Annotated in this window: 14 protein-coding genes; 9 read left to right on the plus strand and 5 right to left on the minus strand. The window is 43.1% G+C overall.

Going from position 1 to position 19,171, the window contains the following annotated elements; all coding sequences use genetic code 11:
* From IR173_RS14735 to IR173_RS14745, 3 genes are all read left to right on the plus strand, one after another.
* Complete coding sequence (locus IR173_RS14735; protein WP_237040306.1) at positions 1-798, plus strand: DUF5683 domain-containing protein; 798 nt, start codon at positions 1-3, stop codon at positions 796-798.
* A gap of 5 nt (positions 799-803) precedes the next feature.
* Positions 804-2,063, plus strand: a complete 1,260-nt coding sequence (locus IR173_RS14740) for a lytic transglycosylase domain-containing protein (RefSeq protein ID WP_237040307.1) — start codon at positions 804-806, stop codon at positions 2,061-2,063.
* A gap of 101 nt (positions 2,064-2,164) precedes the next feature.
* Positions 2,165-4,432 (plus strand): RelA/SpoT family protein, encoded by a 2,268-nt coding sequence (locus IR173_RS14745; RefSeq protein WP_237040308.1) that lies wholly within the window; start codon positions 2,165-2,167, stop codon positions 4,430-4,432.
* Positions 4,433-4,651: 219 nt separating this feature from the next.
* On the opposite strand, the gene IR173_RS14750 is transcribed toward IR173_RS14745, so the two are convergent.
* The gene (locus tag IR173_RS14750) at positions 4,652-4,999 is read right to left on the minus strand and encodes a MerR family transcriptional regulator (protein ID WP_237040309.1); all 348 of its coding nucleotides are present in this window, start codon (positions 4,997-4,999) and stop codon (positions 4,652-4,654) included.
* Positions 5,000-5,042: 43 nt separating this feature from the next.
* Positions 5,043-6,011: a M23 family metallopeptidase gene (locus IR173_RS14755; protein WP_237040310.1), complete on the minus strand. Its 969-nt coding sequence runs from the start codon at positions 6,009-6,011 to the stop codon at positions 5,043-5,045.
* Positions 6,012-6,144: 133 nt separating this feature from the next.
* Here IR173_RS14755 and alaS point away from each other — a divergent pair, with 133 nt between their 5' ends.
* The 3 genes from alaS to IR173_RS14770 all read left to right on the plus strand — a co-directional run bounded on the left by alaS (position 6,145) and on the right by IR173_RS14770 (position 10,923).
* A complete protein-coding gene (gene alaS, locus IR173_RS14760; protein WP_237040311.1) occupies positions 6,145-8,763 on the plus strand; it encodes an alanine--tRNA ligase in 2,619 nt (872 codons plus the stop codon).
* 175 nt (positions 8,764-8,938) lie between these two features.
* On the plus strand, positions 8,939-10,069 hold the full coding sequence (locus tag IR173_RS14765) for a hypothetical protein (protein ID WP_237040312.1): 1,131 nt from the start codon (positions 8,939-8,941) through the stop codon (positions 10,067-10,069).
* Entirely contained in the window at positions 9,994-10,923 is a 930-nt protein-coding gene (locus tag IR173_RS14770; protein ID WP_237040313.1) for a RagB/SusD family nutrient uptake outer membrane protein, read from the plus strand. The genes IR173_RS14765 and IR173_RS14770 overlap by 76 nt, the downstream gene beginning before the upstream one ends.
* Positions 10,924-11,135: 212 nt before the next feature.
* Here the strand turns inward: IR173_RS14770 and IR173_RS14775 are convergent, their stop codons facing one another.
* Positions 11,136-12,554: an ATP-dependent DNA helicase gene (locus IR173_RS14775; protein ID WP_237040314.1), complete on the minus strand. Its 1,419-nt coding sequence runs from the start codon at positions 12,552-12,554 to the stop codon at positions 11,136-11,138.
* A 97-nt stretch (positions 12,555-12,651) separates the two neighbouring features.
* Here IR173_RS14775 and IR173_RS14780 point away from each other — a divergent pair, with 97 nt between their 5' ends.
* From IR173_RS14780 to IR173_RS14790, 3 genes are read left to right on the plus strand one after another with little or no spacing between them, the layout of a single operon-like run.
* Positions 12,652-13,338 carry a hypothetical protein gene (locus tag IR173_RS14780; RefSeq protein ID WP_237040315.1) on the plus strand — a complete coding sequence of 229 codons (687 nt, stop codon included), beginning with the start codon at positions 12,652-12,654 and terminating at the stop codon, positions 13,336-13,338.
* Positions 13,339-13,340: 2 nt separating this feature from the next.
* Positions 13,341-14,159 (plus strand): DUF3822 family protein, encoded by an 819-nt coding sequence (locus tag IR173_RS14785; protein WP_237040316.1) that lies wholly within the window; start codon positions 13,341-13,343, stop codon positions 14,157-14,159.
* Positions 14,150-14,707, plus strand: a complete 558-nt coding sequence (locus IR173_RS14790; RefSeq protein WP_237040317.1) for an RsmD family RNA methyltransferase — start codon at positions 14,150-14,152, stop codon at positions 14,705-14,707. The genes IR173_RS14785 and IR173_RS14790 overlap by 10 nt, the downstream gene beginning before the upstream one ends.
* Here the strand turns inward: IR173_RS14790 and cls are convergent.
* Together cls and IR173_RS14800 are read right to left on the minus strand one after the other, a co-directional pair.
* Positions 14,679-16,115 (minus strand): cardiolipin synthase, encoded by a 1,437-nt coding sequence (gene cls, locus IR173_RS14795; RefSeq protein WP_237040318.1) that lies wholly within the window; start codon positions 16,113-16,115, stop codon positions 14,679-14,681. The two genes, IR173_RS14790 and cls, sit on opposite strands and share 29 nt — an antisense overlap.
* Positions 16,116-16,201: 86 nt before the next feature.
* On the minus strand, positions 16,202-19,108 hold the full coding sequence (locus IR173_RS14800; RefSeq protein WP_237040319.1) for a TonB-dependent receptor: 2,907 nt from the start codon (positions 19,106-19,108) through the stop codon (positions 16,202-16,204).
* Between the last annotated feature and the right edge of the window lie 63 nt (positions 19,109-19,171).

The raw sequence follows: 19,171 nt of genomic DNA on the forward strand, positions 1-19,171 counted from the left end.
TTGGAAAAAAGAATATCCACATATAAACTACTGTCTCTTTTGCTCTTGTGCTTGTTATGGGCCGGGAGTACGGATGTTTACGCCCAGAAAGCACGTCAACGCCGAATGGGAATACGCGTAGATTCGCTGGCTCTCAGACAGCAAGCAATCACAGACAGTTTGACTACAGACAGTATAACAACCGACAGTCTGGCTATACTGAACAAAAAAGAGATAGAAAAGCTGGAAGCTCCGGTTGACACCGCACTGCTGGCAAAGAAAAACGACTCCATACAAAAAGCCCTACCGACGGAAAAGAAACGGTTTATCCCCAACTCGAACCGTGCTACATGGCTGGCTTTGATAATCCCGGGAGGAGGACAGATTTACAATAGGAAATATTGGAAATTGCCTATCGTATACGGCGGATTTATGGGATGTGCCTACGCGCTGAGTTGGAACGGCAAGATGTACAAAGATTACTCGCAAGCATACCTTGATATCATGGACGATGACCCCAATACAAAAAGCTATGAAGATTTTCTTCCGCCCAATGCGGACATCTCCGGTCAGGAGGAACGATACAAGGAGATTTTCAGAAAAAGAAAAGACCTCTATCGCCGCCAGCGCGATTTAAGTATATTTGCGTTTATTGGTGTGTACCTATTGTCTGTGATAGACGCTTATGTAGATGCCGAACTTTCGGACTTTGATATTTCAAAAGACTTGGGTCTCAAAATAGAGCCTGTTATTTTTAACGATGGCCGCAATAAAATCGGTGGGAACGCAATCGGTTTACAATGCAGCCTCAAATTTTAAATCGCATGAAAAACTTTTTAATTGGCTTATTCGCACTTATAGGAACGACAGGAATCAGTGCACAAACACAAAGCATCACTGTTCACTCACAAACGACAGGAAAAGAAGAAGTTATTGACATCCCTGAAAGTATGCAGTCTGAAATGGACAGCCTATTTTGGGACTGGCAATCAAAGAATTACATCAGTATGGGTGAAAACTGCAAAATGACTTCAGCCAACCCCATTGTCAGTGATTCTATCTACATGGATCGTTTGTCACGTATCCCGTCTATCATAGAAATGCCTTACAATGAAGCTGTTAGAAAGTTTATAGATATGTATGCCAACCGTTTGCGCAATAAGGTGTCTTTCATGTTGGCAGCAACAAACTTCTATATGCCTATTTTTGAAGAAGCGCTTGATTTATATGACCTACCCATGGAATTAAAATATCTTCCTATCATTGAGTCCGCACTAAATCCCGTAGCAGTTTCCCGACAGGGAGCTACCGGCTTGTGGCAGTTCATGCTGGGAACAGGAAAAATATATGGGCTGAAAAACAACAGCCTGATAGACGAAAGACGCGACCCCATCAAATCGACTTGGGCTGCCGCGCGTTATTTAAAGGACCTTTATGCCATCTATCAGGACTGGAACCTTGTATTGGCTGCCTACAATTGTGGTCCGGGCACCATCAATAAAGCAATACGACGTGCCGGCGGTGCAACAGACTATTGGACCATCTATAATTACTTGCCCAAAGAAACCAGAGGATATGTACCTGCTTTTATTGCAGCCAACTATATTATGACCTACTATTGTGAACACGGTATTTGCCCGATGGAAACTCAGCTTCCCTCGACAACCGACACTATCCATATCCATAAAGACCTTCATTTGCAACAAGTGGCAGAAGTCTGCAGCCTCAACATAGACCAATTACGCAGCCTGAATCCACAATATAAAAAGGATATCATTCCCGGCAACAGCGAATTATGCGTACTGCGTCTGCCCAACAACACAGTCAGCAATTTTATCGACCGCCAAGACAGTATCTTTGCGTACAAAACAGACGAATATCTGAAAAAAAGAAAAACCGTAGCTATCAAAGACAATGCCGGTATCCCTACTTCATCCAAAGGAGCTGTATATCATAAAATCAAATCCGGTGATACATTGGGGGGAATTGCAGCCAAATATCATGTTTCCGTCAATCAATTGAGACGCCTCAACAACATAAAAGGCAATAATATCAGAGCCGGAAAATCATTGAGAATACGCTAATTGGTAAAAAAGAAAGATTTAACACGATAGATTTATCGAAATCGCTTGCATAAAGATGTTTTTTGTATATTTTTGCATTATAGATTATATAGGAGGCAATTATGACGGATGAAAAACAACTTCAGGAACAAGCTGACGAAGAGATGATAAACCAAGGGTTTCAGGAACTCTTGGACAGTTATCTCGCGACCAAACATAGAAAGAAGGTAGAGATCATCACAAAGGCATTCAACTTTGCCAAGCAAGCACACAAAGGAGTGAAACGACGCTCGGGTGAGCCTTATATCATGCACCCGATAGCAGTTGCCAAAATTGTGTGTACCGAAATCGGATTAGGCTCTACTTCTATTTGTTCCGCCTTGTTACACGATGTAGTTGAAGATACCGACTACACAGTAGAAGACATTGAAAACCTGTTCGGTCCGAAGATTGCCCAAATCGTAGATGGGTTAACCAAAATCTCCGGTGGTATATTCGGTGACAGAGCTTCGGCACAAGCAGAAAACTTCAAAAAACTGCTATTGACCATGAGTGATGACATCCGTGTTATCCTTATCAAAATAGCTGACCGACTGCATAATATGCGCACATTGGGCTCAATGTTACCCAACAAGCAATATAAAATAGCCGGTGAGACCTTATATATCTATGCTCCGCTTGCCAATCGCCTTGGGCTTAACAAGATAAAGACCGAATTGGAAGATCTCAGTTTCCGATATGAACATCCCGAAGAATATGCTCAGATTGAAGCGAAGCTACAAGAGACACAGGCAGAACGCGAAGAAGTTTTCCGTGAATTTACGGCTCCTATCCGCGCGCGACTGGACAAAATGGGCATCAGTTACCGACTGATGGCGCGCGTCAAGTCTCCTTACTCCATCTGGAACAAGATGCAGACCAAGCATATCACTTTCGAAGAAATTTATGATATACTTGCCGTCCGCATTATCTTCACCCCTAAAGATCCTGAAGAAGAACTCAACGAGTGTTTTAATATATATGTATCAGTCTCCAAGATTTATAAGCCACATCCCGACCGCCTACGTGATTGGGTGAGCCATCCGAAATCCAACGGATATCAGGCTCTGCATGTCACACTGATGAGCAATAAAGGACAGTGGATTGAAGTGCAGATACGCAGTGAACGCATGAACGACGTTGCCGAACAAGGCTTTGCCGCACATTGGAAATATAAAGAAGGAGGAGGCAGTGAAGACGAAGGAGAACTGGAAAAATGGCTGCGTACCATCAAGGAGATTCTGGATGATCCGCAACCGGACGCTATGGATTTTCTAGATACCATCAAATTGAACCTATTCGCATCCGAAATCTTTGTTTTCACCCCGAAAGGAGAAATAAAGACAATGCCGCAAAACTGCACGGCCCTGGACTTTGCATTCTCTATCCACACTTTCTTGGGAAGCCACTGTATCGGTGCTAAGGTGAACCATAAACTGGTACCTCTCAGTCACAAGTTGCAAAGTGGAGACCAGGTGGAAATTCTTACTTCCAAATCACAGCACGTCCAACCGTCATGGATTAACTTTGCTACTACAGCCAAGGCAAAAGCCAAGATTCTAGCCATATTGAAGCGTGAACAACGCGGTATGCAACAAACCGGAGAAGAAATCCTACATGAATTCTTCAATAAAGAAGGGTTGGAACTCACCTCCGACAATATACAGAAACTCTGTACTTTCCACAATGTAAGGACACAAGAAGAGTTGTTTTCCGCTATTGGTTTCAAGACCATTGCCCTAGGCGAGAGTGATAAAAATGAATTGAAGGACAAGCCTGCCACCAGCAATTGGAAAAAATACATCTCCTTTGCTTTCGGCGGCAACAAGAGCAATAAAGAAAAAACCGAAGAAAAAGAGCCGATTCAGAAGATTGACAGTAAGAAGATTCTGAAACTTACTCCTGAAGCAATCCAAAAGAACTATGTGATAGCTGAATGCTGTAAACCCATTCCAGGAGATGATGTATTGGGATATATTGATGACGATAATCGAATCATCATTCACAAACGTCAATGTCCATTAGCTACCAAACTGAAAAGCAGCTATGGCAACAGACTTCTGGCTGTCCAATGGGAGACAGGCAAATCTTTATATTTTCCTGTTAATCTATATATCAAAGGAATAGACCACATAGGGCTGCTGAATAAAGTCACAGAAATAATCTCCCAGCAACTGAACGTAAATATTCATAAGTTGAATATAGAAACAAACGATGGTATCTTTGAAGGAAGAATCCAATTGTTTGTACATGATGTGGATGACGTAAAAACCATCTCTACCAACTTACGGAGAATCAGTGAAGTGAAGACAGTAACCCGCATCGAAAAGTTTGAAGACTTACCTAATTAAGCGTTGCGTAATATCATATTTTCGTCATGGGAGTGTGTCAAAACTAAACCAGCCTATCCAATCGTCAGCTGTAGGGGCAGGGGTTACCTGCCCGAAGACACAAAGTAAACTGTTTTCGGGCGAGCGAACCTCGCCCCTACGAACGAAACGACAGCATTATCCACGTTTTGACACAACCCCGTGATGGATAATAACAACAGTTTGATAAATGCAGGGGCATTATGTCAGATAATCCAATTCTTTCCGCATACTTGCCAATTCCTCGCGCACAAGCAACAAACGGTCAAGAATCTCCGTTGCACGGATAGACGTATCCTTACTTACCTTCAATTTCTGTTTAGCTCCCTGAAGCGTAAGTCCTTTCTCCTTCACCAAATGATACACCAAACGAATGTTCTCAATATCCTCTTTACGATACTGACGTACATTCCCCCCCGCCTTTTTAGGAGTGATGAATGGAAATTCCTTCTCCCAGAAACGCAACAGCGATTCGTTTACATTAAACATCTTTGCTACCTCACCTATTGAGTAGTAAAGCTTCAGTTCCTTATTCGGATTATATGCCATTTTATCAACTATTTATTTAGAGCAAACATACTGAAGATATAGGTTAGTCGAAGACCTTACCATGATTGGCAGCTATCTGAACCATCTTATCATAATCTTCCGCACTCAAATCCATGAAATAATAATTCACCGGATTTTGTACTTTACCCTTCACATGCACCTCATAATGCAAATGAGGCCCCGTGCTCTTTCCTGTATTCCCCACTTCGCCAATCACCTCGCCACGCACCACTTTCTGACCCGGACGAACCTTATATTTACTCAGATGTGCATACCAAGTCACATAACCAAACCCATGATCAACCTGAATTAAGTTTCCATAACCAGTCTCCCACCCTGCCTTTATCACCTTACCGTCTCCGGTGGCATATACCGGCGTACCGATATTGGCAGAAAAGTCCATTCCGGCGTGAAACTTAGGCGTATTGTAAATAGGGTCGATACGTGTTCCGTATCCCGAAGCTGTCTTCTTCAAATCCTTATTGGATACCGGCATAATGGCCGGAATACACTTTAACATTTCATCATGTCCCTTGCATAAGTCCACCACCTCATCAAAAGACTTCGACTGAATATAAAGTTGGCGATTCAGCATATCCATCTTTTGAGTGGTATTCATCACCAGTTCGGCATTTGCCATATCCATCAACTGCTCGTAACGGTTCGTTCCTCCATAACCTGCTTTGCGAATCGCATCCGAAACAGGATTGGCTTGCAACACCACCCGATACAAGTTGTCATCACGCTGCTGGATATCCTGCATCACTCCCAACGCCTCATCCAAACGATGAGACAATACGTTATACTGCGCCAGCAAACGTGCATTCTCTATACGAAGTTCCTTTTCGGAAGGTGAACCGAAGATGAACAATAAAATAATAAAACTGCCTGCTCCCAGGCCCATGCCCACAAACAAACGGCGTAAGATGCTTATGGCGCGTTGCCTCACTGTGGGGTAAATGCGGTCGTAAGTTCGGGTTTTAGGATTATAAATATAGTAGACTTTACGCATCTATTTCTGCTTTTTGAAGTTTTTAATGCACAACACATCAATATTTTGCACAATTATTGTCGACAAAAATAATAAAACCAATTATCTTTGCAAATCCTTTTTGAGAATATTAACTAGAAGACTATATAGCGACATGATGACAGCTAAAGAAATTAGAGATTCTTTCAAAAGCTTTTTCGAGTCGAAAGGACACCAGATTGTTCCGTCGGCTCCAATGGTCATTAAAGATGACCCCACATTGATGTTCACCAATGCAGGTATGAACCAGTTCAAAGACATTATTTTGGGCAACCACCCTGCCAAGAACAAAAGAGTGGCGGACTCACAGAAATGTTTGCGCGTAAGCGGAAAACACAATGACTTGGAGGAAGTAGGACACGACACCTATCATCACACCATGTTCGAAATGCTAGGCAACTGGTCTTTCGGAGATTACTTCAAGAAAGAAGCCATCAGTTGGGCATGGGAATATCTGGTAGATGTGTTGAAGATAGACCCTAAAGACTTGTATGCCACCGTATTCGAAGGAAGCCCCGAAGAAGGCTTGGAACGCGATAACGAGGCAGGCGGATATTGGGAACAGTTCTTACCGAAAGACCATATCCTGAACGGAAACAAGCACGATAACTTTTGGGAAATGGGTGATACAGGACCTTGTGGTCCCTGTTCCGAAATCCATATCGACTCACGCTCGGAAGAAGAAAAGGCTCAAATCCCCGGCAGCCAACTGGTAAACAAGGATCATCCGCAAGTAATTGAAATCTGGAACCTTGTATTCATGCAGTTCAACCGCAAGGCTGACGGTTCATTGGAAGGACTTCCCGCTAAGGTGATTGATACCGGTATGGGATTCGAACGTCTGGTTCGTACCCTCCAAGGCAAGACTTCAAATTACGATACCGATGTATTCCAGCCCATCATCAAAGCAATTGCTGAAATGGCAGGCACTACATACGGTAAAGATACTCAGACAGATATCGCTATGCGTGTTATTGCCGACCACATCCGTACCATTGCATTCTCTATCACCGACGGCCAGTTGCCCAGCAATGCCAAAGCAGGTTATGTGATTCGCCGTATTCTGCGCCGCGCCGTTCGCTACGGTTATACTTTCTTAGGCCAGAAACAGGCATTCATGTACAAGCTGTTGCCCGTACTGATTGAGAACATGGGCGAGGCTTATCCCGAACTGAACGCACAAAAGACACTGATAGAGAAAGTAATCAAAGAAGAAGAAGAATCATTCCTACGCACACTGGAAACCGGAATCCGCCTGTTGGACAAGACCATGACTGACGCCAAGGCTGCCGGAAAGAAGGAAATCAGCGGTGTGGATGCTTTCACCCTTTATGATACTTTCGGTTTCCCACTCGACTTGACTGAATTGATTCTTCGCGAAAACGGCATGACCGTAAACGAAGAAGAGTTCAATGCAGAGATGCAGAAACAAAAAGAACGTGCACGCAACGCGGCCGCTATTGAAACAGGTGACTGGATTACTGTAAAAGAAGGCGAAACCAACTTTGTAGGTTACGACTTTACCGAATACGAAACCAGCATCCTGCGTTACCGTCAGGTAAAACAGAAGAACCAGACACTTTACCAGATTGTATTGAGCGATACTCCGTTCTATGCAGAAAGTGGTGGTCAGGTAGGCGACACCGGTGTTATTGTAAGCGAATTCGAGACAATCGAAATCATCGATACTAAGAAAGAGAACAATCTGCCTATCCATATAACCAAGAAATTACCCGAACATATCGAAGCTCCGATGATGGCGTGTGTAGATGCAGAGAAACGTGCCGCTTCAGCAGCCAACCACTCTTGTACTCACTTGCTGGACGAAGCATTGCGCCAAGTTCTGGGTACTCACGTAGAACAGAAAGGTTCTTTGGTGACTTCGGAGTCTTTGCGTTTCGACTTCTCTCACTTCCAGAAAGTGACAGACGAACAACTTCGCGAAGTAGAACACTTGGTTAATGCCAAGATTCGTGAAAACGTTCCTTTGACCGAATACCGTAACCTTCCCATCGAGAAAGCAAAAGAACTGGGTGCTATCGCCTTGTTCGGTGAAAAGTATGGCGATGAAGTACGCGTTGTTCAGTTCGGCAACTCTATCGAGTTCTGCGGAGGTACTCACGTATCGGCTACCGGAAAGATCGGTATGGTTCGCATTGTGAGCGAAAGTTCTGTTGCAGCCGGCGTGCGTCGTATCGAAGCCATCACCGGTGCTAAAGTAGAAGAGTTGATGGATACCGTTCAAGATACGCTGAACGACCTGAAAGCTTTGTTCAACAATGCTCCCGACCTGAAAGTCGCTATCCGTAAGTATATTGACGAAAATGCCGGTTTGAAGAAACAGGTAGACGAGTTCATGAAAGAAAAAGCTGCTGAGGTGAAAGCCAAATTAGTAGCCAACGCCAAGGAAGTGAACGGTGTGAAAGTAGTAAAAGCCGTTATCCCGATGTCTGCCGATGTAGTGAAAGATATCGCATTCCAGTTGAAAGGTGAAATTCCCGCCAACCTGTTTGTGGTTATCGGTAGCGTAGACAATAACAAACCGATGCTGACAGTGATGATTAGCGATGATTTGGTGAAAGCCGGACAGAATGCGGGCAAGTTGGTTCGCGAAGCTGCCAAATTGATTCAGGGCGGCGGCGGCGGTCAACCTCATTTTGCAACTGCCGGTGGTAAGAATGCCGATGGTTTGAATGCTGCGGTTGATAAAGTCATTGAATTGGCAGCACTGTAATCCAACAGGAATCCGTCCATATTTAAATATAATGAGTAGTCCCGGTATTTGGCTGAAAAGCCAATACCGGGACTTTTTTAATTGAAAGATAATCCGATATTTCTCTTGCTATATGCACAAAACTTATTATCTTTGAAAGTATTCATTTACTAACAACACAAAACATATAAATAATATGATGAAAAAGCAGTACTCACACTTAGCCCTATTCTTTTTGCTTTGTATCTTCGCTGCATGCAGTGACAATAAAAACGATGACATTCCCGAACCGGATCCGGCTCCAGACCCCACTCCCACTATGACTTATCATGTGGAAGGCTATGCTGAATTGGGCGCTTTCAACCACAACAGCACGATAACGGTGTTTCCATTAGACAAAAGTTTGGCACACATTGAAAAGTTTCAATATAGCAACGAAGCTAAGACCGACTATGGTCTTTTCTCTGTAGTGGACAATATGTCGCTTAATGAAAGCCTTTACTTTGAAGTGCAAGTGACCGGAAACTTTTTTAACGGAACCAAAGGGCGGTATTCAGAACACAAAACCACATTGCGCGCCATCAACCATTTGGAAAATCACAACAGTGAAAAAAGAAGTATCAACCGATATATAAAACTTCCGGCTACCAATGTCAATATATTCACCCAACTGACGGCAGCCCGCATCTGTAACCTCCTAAAAAAGAATCCGGATTATGATAAAAAGATTCCGACGTCACTCGAAATCTATAAAAAGGCATCAGAACAAGCTCTGAAAGAAATGTTTACCGCTTTCAGCATTAGCGACATATATGTGTCTATGCTCAGCGTTGTCCCGACGCAAACTTCTTTCAGCCAATACAATGACCCGTCCTCCATAATGGCTGCCGTTTCTAACATTCTCCTAACATCGGTAGACGAAGAGTTCCTAGATGATTTCTTTAAAGAATGGGATAAAGACTTTGCTTCAGACGGCCGCATTGACAATGAAGACATAAAAGAAAGCATCCGTTACGGACAACAGAATATGAAATATTCCAGCATACATGAACAACTGGATTCTTTCTACAAAGCTTATAACTTCAAAAACGATTTTCCAGAATTCTGGCGGTTTGTAGACCGGAATGGAGACGGAAGACTTGATGAACAAGACAAACCGGATGATTTTGAAATAACCGAAGAAGGATTTACTCCATCCCGGAACAATGCATCCAGTTATTGGAACAGGTCAATAAATATCTCCGTGACTTTTTGCAAACAGAGTGTGTATGGGAAGCCAACTTCTGTGGCGTCATCGGCCCTATTCCCGATTATCCCACTACTTTAGTTCCCGATGATAACGAAGTGTACGAAATATGGACTGCCGCCTATGCAACAATCAGGCAATGTAACTATATGATTCACGTATTAACAAGCAAAGCATATGGTTATGAAGTAGAACCCTATGTAGGGACCGCCTATGCCATTCAGTCTTTGGTATATCAAAGCCTCACGCAACTCTTTGGAGACGTACCCTACGTCACTCCCGACAATTTTAATGATATCAATCATGAAAGCGACTTAACACGTACTCCGGTCAAACTTATCTATGCCAAGCAACTGGAAGCTTTAGAGAAATATGCAAATTCATTACCACAGACTGCCACACAATCCCAGCCGGAAAGCAATCCGGTTTCCTTTGCCGCCGCCCAATTGCTTATGGCAACAATGTATGCGGAGATAAAAGACTATGGCAATGCGTCCAAGCATTTTGAGAAAATAGACGACAACACGTATCTTAGCGCCAATCTATGGAAAGTCAACAATAACAAGTCTTCGATGCTTAACAAGCCGCTTTACAGAATGTATTTCGATGGACCTTATCATCTCATCTATCGCATTGCGAACCAAAATGCATTGCGTGTGGAATTATTGCTGGCAAACAACCAAGTGGCTGAGGCTTCCAATGCCCTGAAGATATTTGATGGCAACTGGGAAGGCAGTGATAAAGCCGACGAAATAAAAGCCCGTTTATTGGATAAAGGAATTAACATAATGGGACAAACTTTCGGGTGCTTCTCTTTCCTCAAACGCTTAGGAGCAGCAAAAGAGTTTCTTAAAATAGAAGATTACCAACTTCTGTTGCCGATTCCTTCAAAAGTAGCTGGAACACCCAATATTACACAAAACCCGGGATATTAATAAAACCATAAAAACAGGGCACAACGGAGGTGTGTCAAAACTAAAGTGGGCTATTATTTTGTCATCCTGAGCACCAGTGAAGGATCTGTTTGCAATTACTTTGTGTATACAGATTCTTCGCTTTTGCTCAGAATGACAGGCTAATTGATAGCGATACCGGAGTCTTAACACACCCTCACGTGACATTTGCCTTTAGTGGTACGGTAATTCCTCTATTCGGTTTGCTCCTTCGGCCAGTTCACCAGATACAGAGTTTCGGTGGCACGGGTAAAAGCAGTATAAAGCCAGCGAAAATAATCGGGCGTAAGCATATCCTCCGTCATATAGCCTTGGTCAAGGAAAACACGCTTCCATTGGCCGCCTTGCGCTTTATGGCATGTCACCGCATAAGCATATTTCACCTGCAAAGCATTATAATGAGGATCAGCCTTCATTTTCTTCATTCTCTCCCGCTTCATGCTGATATCGGCATAATCCTCCAACACTGTATAGAATAACTTATCATTCAGTTCTTTAGGCAGAGCAGGAGTATCGGTATGAAGAGTATCAAGCAATAACTTAACCTCCAATTCCACACCATCATAATCAGGAAAAGCCAACACTACATCTGCAAAACGAAAACCATACGCTTCACGAACCCGACGCACACGGCGTACCACAGCAATATCGCCATTCGCAATAAAGTCTATCTCTTTGCACTGCTCCGTCCAGAAATAATTATTCTTTGCCACCATCAGTAAATCACCACTGTTCAATTCATCCTCACGATAAAGAATAGTGTTGCGAATCCCCCTGTTATAAACATTAGCCCGCTTGTTGGAACGGCAAACCACAATGGTTTCATCCATTCCCGCATAATCATAGCTGTCATTGATTGCCTCTATCAGTTCATTCCCCGGAACAATACGAATATCCGGGAATCCTTCGACACGAATGGGAGGAAGCGCGAAGAACTCTTCTTCCGAAATATAACGGCGCAATTCCGTAGCGTTCCACAGGATACCCGAATCATGCGTCTGGCGAACCACCTCGGTGAGTTGTGTCTCGTACACTTCCAGCCCATACCCCTTCAAGATATCGGGAGAAAGAGCCGGACTCTGTTCTTCACCCACCGGAGGAAGCTGCGCCGTATCACCAATCAACATCAACCTACAACCGGTTCCGGCATACACATACTGAATAAGATCATCCAAAAGACGTCCCGTTCCGAAAGCCGCCCCCGACAAACCGTCATTAGCTATCATGGATGCCTCATCGACAATAAACAAAGTCTGCTGATGCAGATTGTCATCCAAAGAAAAGTTATCCATGTCATTGGAGTAGCTGCGCTGACGGTAAATCTTCTTATGAATCGTGAAAGCGGAATGCCCGGCATAATGTGAAAATACTTTTGCAGCTCTACCGGTGGGAGCCAGCAAAACACACTTCTGTTGCAACTGGTCCAAAGTTTTGACCAACGCCCCGATGAGAGACGTCTTTCCGGTTCCGGCATACCCCTTTAAGAGGAAAACCGAATCCTGTTGGCGGGAAAAAAGAAAATCTGCTAAAGATTTAACAGCTTTTTCTTGCTCTAAAGTTGGTTTATATAGAAAATTTCCCTTAATTTGCTGCACTAAATAATTATTAATCATAATTGCGTAATAAAAAGTTCCCTGAACTGTGCGTTATTAGATTTATTTATTTTATTTTTGCGATGCGAATATAAACTAAAAAAAACACATATTTATCATGAAAACAGTTATTAATATTGTATTGGCTGCCTGCGTTATCGGTTTGGTATATGTATGCTATGGTAGCATCGTGGGACCGATTAACTTTGACAACACTAAAAAGGCTAGAGAGAAGGAAGTAAAAGCTCGCTTGATTGACATCCGTAAAGCGCAGTTGGAATACCGTAACCTACATTCAGGTGCATATACTGCCAGCTTTGATACTTTGATTGATTTTGTTAAAACCGCAAAACTTCCGTTCGTAAAGAAAGAAGGAGTTTTATCTGATGCTCAGTTGGAAGCCGGTATGACTGAAAAGAAGGCTATGGCTATTATCAATAAGGCCAAGAAGACAGGTAACTGGAAAGAAGTAGAAAAAGAAGGTTTGATGAACTTCAAACGTGATACAATGTGGGTAGCTGTAACCGATACTATTTATGGTGCAGGTTTCAACCCAGACTCTATGAGATATGTACCCTTCGGAAACGGTGCACAGTTTGAAATGGCTATCCGTAACGATACAACCAAATCAGGTGCTCCTTTGCACTTATTCCAGGCACAGACTCCATACGAAACATATCTGAGCGGTTTGAACGCACAGGAATTGGCTAACTTGAAAGACCTTCAAAGCAAACTTGGCAAATACTGTGGTTTGAGAGTTGGTGATATCGAACAGCCTAACAACAACGCAGGTAACTGGGAATAAGAATGACTGAACGTATCGATTTTACTAAATCGGAACAATATACATTATCCATCCGCCTCAGTGCGGATGGATTTTCTTTTTCTATCTACAATCCGTTAGGAGATAGCGACTTCAGCTTCGACTCCTATCCGGTCAATACCTTCTGTTCCATGACTGCCAATATCAAAGAAATGCTGGCAAGCACAGAAGTATTAAAGTATCCTTATAAACGGATAAACATTTTAGTAGACTCTCCCCGATCCACTCCGGTTCCTTTTGATTTATTCGAGGACGAACAGATGGATGCATTATTTTATCATAATTTTCCAAAGGCCAATAATGAGATTGTGCTATGCAATGTGCTGGGCAAAAGTAATGTGGTGATTCTGTTTGCCATGGACAAGCATGCCCACCAATTATTGACAGAACACTTTCCCACCGCCCGTTTCTTCTCGACGGTCAGTCCGCTGACAGAATACTTTGCGCAAAAAAGCAGACTAGGCAACAGTAAAAAGCTCTATGCCCACGTCCGCGAACATCTGATAGAAGTATACTGCTATGACAAGGGAAAATTATTATTAATAAACTCATTCCCCTGCAAACAAACGGCCGACCGTGTGTATTACCTATTATATATATGGCAACAGCTGGGCTACAACCAAGAAAAAGATGAATTACAAGTGACCGGAAGATTTAAAGATAAGGAAGAATTGCTGACCGACCTGCGCAAGTATCTGCGCCAAGTATTTGTTATCAATCCGAAAGCTGAGTTCAACCGTTCTGAGATAAGCAAAATTGAAGATATACCTTTTGATATGCAAACTCTAATCTTATGCGAGTAATTAGTGGAATTTACAAACGGCGCCGATTTGACGTACCCAACAGTTTCAAAGCACGCCCGACAACAGACTTTGCAAAAGAGAATCTGTTTAACGTGCTAAGTAATAACTATTTCGACTTTGAAGACGGAGTAACCGCACTCGATCTTTTTGCCGGAACAGGAAGTATCAGCATCGAGTTAGTCTCTCGCGGTTGCGACAAAGTTATCTCGGTAGAAAAAGACCCTCAACACTTGTCCTTCATTTCCCAAGTAATGCGTGAAGTAAAAACCGACAAGTGTTTTCCTGTCCGTGCCGATGTCTTTAAATTCATTGAGAAATGCAGCGAACAATTCGATTTCATTTTTGCTGATCCACCCTACTCATTAAAAGATTTGCAAAGCATTCCCGGCCGTATTTTCGAAAACGGACTGCTGAAGGAAGACGGATTGCTGGTACTGGAACACGGAAAAGATCAAAACTTTGAGGATAATCCTCATTTCATCGAACGCCGCATATATGGCAGTGTCAATTTCTCCTTCTTTAGAGCAACGGTGCCAGAAGCCGAATAGTAGATTCTTGTACCTTTTGATACCACGGACGCTTCATCCATTGTTTTCTCTGCAATAGGAAAGCGTCCTTTTGGTCTTTCAAGAAAATCTCTTTCAAGGTGAATGCAGAAGTACGGTCATACATAAAAGCATTGACCTCAAAGTTATGTTCAAAGCTTCGGAAATCCATATTGGTGGAACCAACCGTAGAAAGAATATCGTCACTCACCATCAATTTGGAATGAAGGAATCCCTTCTGGTAGAGATATATCTTAACACCGGCACGCATCATATCATCCAAATAAGAAAGAGAAGCCAAATGAGTCAACCGCGTATCAGCACGTTCCGGTATCATGATACGAATGTCTACACCCGCAAGAGCAGCCGTTTTCAAAGCCATCAATATAGGTTCGGTAGGCAGCAGATAAGGAGTCTGGATATAAAAATATTTGCGTGAACTGCTGATGGCTATCAACAGACCCTGCATGATGTCCCGCCACTCTCCCACCGGATCTGAAGTCACAATCTGTACCAAAGCATTACCATAACTCTCCATCTCGGGGAAATAACGGGAAGAAGTAATCAGAGTACGATCCACCACATACCAGTCTGTCAGGAACGCCGTCTGCAATCCATACACAGCTTTCCCTTCTATCTTAATATGAGTATCACGCCAAATCCCCCATTGGAAGCCCTTCATGTAACGCAAAGCTATGTTCATCCCTCCCGTGAAGGCAACCTTCCCGTCAATCACCACTATCTTACGATGATTACGATAATTCACCTTACTCGTAAAAACCGGGAAACGGACTTTCAGAAAGCTGCGTGCCTCAATGCCGGCACCTCTCATTTCATCATAAAAGAGATGGGGAACTTTCCAGCATCCTACATCATCATACAACAGACGGATTTCAACTCCTTCACGAGCCTTGTCAATCAATAAATCGCGCAACAACCTGCCCACAGAGTCATCTTCGAATATATAAAACTCCAAATGAATATGATGCTTCGCTTTACTGATTGCCTTCATCAACGATTGCAGCATGGACAGTCCGTCGGTATAGACTTCCGTCTTGTTGCCTTCAAAAGGCAAAGCATTGTTCACATTTCTAAAGAAACGCATTAGTTGGTGCTGGTCTTCGGGACATTTAAACGCCTTCTGCGCCTGATATTCTGCCATCGGACGCTTAATCAAGCGGGTAAACCCTTTACGGCCAATCAGTTTCTCCTTACGTGTGCTCCTACCGAAGAAGAAATAAAAAACAAGTCCGACTATCGGCAGAAAAAAGAGCACAAGCACCCAGGCCATTGTTTTAACCGGATTACGATTATCAAGCACCACTATCATAATAGTGCCAATGATAATTATAAAGTAAAGCAGGTTAAAGGCAACAGTAAATATCTCATTGAATATGCTCCATTCTATCATAGCTCTGATTTACACATTAGCAAACATATAAAAAAAATCCCAACCTATAACAATATAGATTGGGAAAAGATTCTTCTATGCTTATTTTAGAATGGGCGTCCTCCATGTCCTCCGGGACCGGGGCCAAAGCCGCCCCCCCCGAAACCGCGCCTGTTATTCATCATTTTATCTCGTGCCCCTTTACTTCCGAAGATGTTCAGACGATAAATAAAGTGAACCATACAATAACTGTTGATACTGTTGTATTCTGTAACCGAACGCATATCGGCAGACAGTGAACGGCTGACATTGCTCTGTTGCTTCAGGATATCATACATCTCAAAGCTGATAGTTGCAGCTCCTTTAAGCAAGTTCTGTGCTATCTGGGCATTCCATATCAACTCATTATTATTATAGCTGGCATCGTTATATCCTCTTCTTGACTGATTAGTGATATTGGTAGACAAAGTCATTTGCCAGGGAAGAGTGATATTGGTACTTGCTCCATAAGAGAATGTATAAGGATTCTGATTATTTTCCGGACGTAATTTACTACGTTCCGCCGTATATTCGATAGAACCGTTCAAAGAGAATTCAAACCAGCTGTTACGATACGAACCGTTCAGGTTTTCTGCCAGCGTCAGACCGGTAGTCGTGTTCTTATCATCCATCTTTGTATCCTTATTATAAAGATAGGCCACCTGATTCTGATAATTGGCGCGTGCAAAAGAATTGATGGTGAACTTCTTGTTTTTCAGTGCGGTATTGAAACCGAACATACCGAAAGCGTTCCAGTTGCCATTAATATTTTGCGGAGTGACAATAGTCCGTCCGGTTTCCATATCATACTGCGTACTGTTACTGATGCTGTTCTGAGTAGCGGTAAACATCAAGTGCGCCATCATTCCACGTTGCTTTTTAGCATTATATGTATTATAGAATGCACGCATGGTATGTGCAAACGAAGGCTTCAAACCAGGGTTACCGACACGGATGTTCAGCGGATTCGAGTTGTCGACAATCGGCAACAAGTTTTCCATGCTCGGCTGACTGCTACGTCCGCGATAAGTGATGCGCAACTGGCTCACTTTAGAGAAACGATAGCGGAAATCCAGATTAGGAGCAAAATTAAAGACAGTGCGAGTGGTATCTACCATATACGCTCCTTTTTTATAAGAAAGCTTGGTATTCTGCGGTTGCAAAGACATTCCCACACTCATCTGATACTTCTCCCGAATGAAACGCAGTCCCAAAGAGACATCATGGTTAAAGTATTGATACTCGGCATCTTTACTTAAACTATCCACATACGCAGCTTCATATCCTTCGGGCAATCCGTCACCGATTTCCCAAGGGAAACCTTGTAAATCATAAGTAGACTTGTCGCTCGTACTGTTTTTGTATTGAAACCGATAGCTGAGTTGCAGGAAAGTAGCCCGTGCAATCGGCTCACTATACGTCAGCTGTGCCGTATAGTTATAATTCTTAGTCGGCATCGTTATATACTGATTGCGGTATTGGATAGAGTCTCCTCCCAAGTAATTATGTATTTGATAATAACGAGTCTCTGACTGGGTATATTGATCATTGTCGTTATCGCCATAACCAAACGAACCCCGGAACGTAATGTTGCGCCCTTTATCGTTCAGCTTGCGGTTCACCTGCAAAGTGGCATTGGCAGACACGCTCTTGGTATCCGACAAGCCGCGCTCATTGGTCGCATTGACACGGATATCGCGCAACGGATCATTGCCATCCATATCATTAAAATTAAGATAGTCATTCGGATTGGCAATATAATTATAAGGATCGTCATTAAAAGTACCTGATTCTTTCATTGTAGCCCCATCGGTCTTGTTATAAGAGACGTTAGGACGAAAGATAATATTTGTCATTGAATCGGGTTTCCATTCCATACGGAAATCCGCATTAAAATCACTTACTTTGTTACGGTTGTTTGAATTCGTATTTGAATAAGAATTGCCGCTCTGCAAGAAACGTTGAGAATAACCGCTACTGATGATATCTGCATCACGATAATTATAGCGCACACTACCTCCCAATTCCAGTTTAGACGTTTCCGTAGCAAAGTTCGCACCCAGCATCTTTGTGGCATTCAGTCCGTTATTACGTCTCCAGCGAGGGCCGCCTCCCCCACCCGAAAATCCTTGGTCATTCACATTATTGGCAGAACCGATAATAGAGAATTGAGTTTTATCATAAAAACGGTTTATCATGGCACGTCCCATATAGCGGTCTTCAGTACCTCCCGCCAAATCGACATTTCCAAACCACCCCTGATTCATACCCTTCTTGACTGTCAAATCCAGCACCGTTTCCTCTTCACCGTCATCGATACCTGTAATACGCGCCAAATCAGATTTCTTATCATAAGTCTTCAGTTTATCAACCATATCGACAGGCAAGTTCTTCAATCCGGTCTTCACATCACCGCCAAAGAACTCCTTACCGTCCACCATGATTTTCTTCACATCCTTACCATTGATTTTGATATTTCCATCTTCATCAACCTCGGCTCCGGGCAGTTTTTTCACCAGTTCTTCCAGCATAGCTCCTTCGGGAGTACGATAGGCGGATGCATTATATCCGATTGTATCTTCCGAGATAGTCACTTGAGGAGCTTCAGCCACCACAATCGCTTCACCCAGCATAATATCATCAGTGGGTAAAGTCACCGTACCTACATTGACAGAAGGCTTTCCGGCCGTCAATTGCAACGGCTTCTCCTGCGTCAGATAACCGACAAAGGAAATCTTCAAAACATATTTTCCGGGACGTGCCGCCACAGAAAAAACACCATTATTATTGGTAACATTTCCTACTGCCATTGTACTATCCGGCAGAGAAAGCAACTGTACGGTAGCCTGTGCTATCGGACTCTTGTCATCTCCATCAACTACAGTTCCGCTTACCGTGACTCGTTTGCCGCCCTGGGCCCAAGAGAGAGTTGTACCGGCACACACCAGTAACAACAAAAGTATCAATTTCTTCATCTTTCTATTTTTCCTAATGAGATTTAATGCCTAATGTCCTTTGGACACTTCCACCCTCAAAAG

Origin of the sequence: Phocaeicola faecalis (assembly GCF_021730445.1) — a bacterium.
Taxonomy (GTDB): Bacteria; Bacteroidota; Bacteroidia; order Bacteroidales; family Bacteroidaceae; genus Phocaeicola; species Phocaeicola faecalis.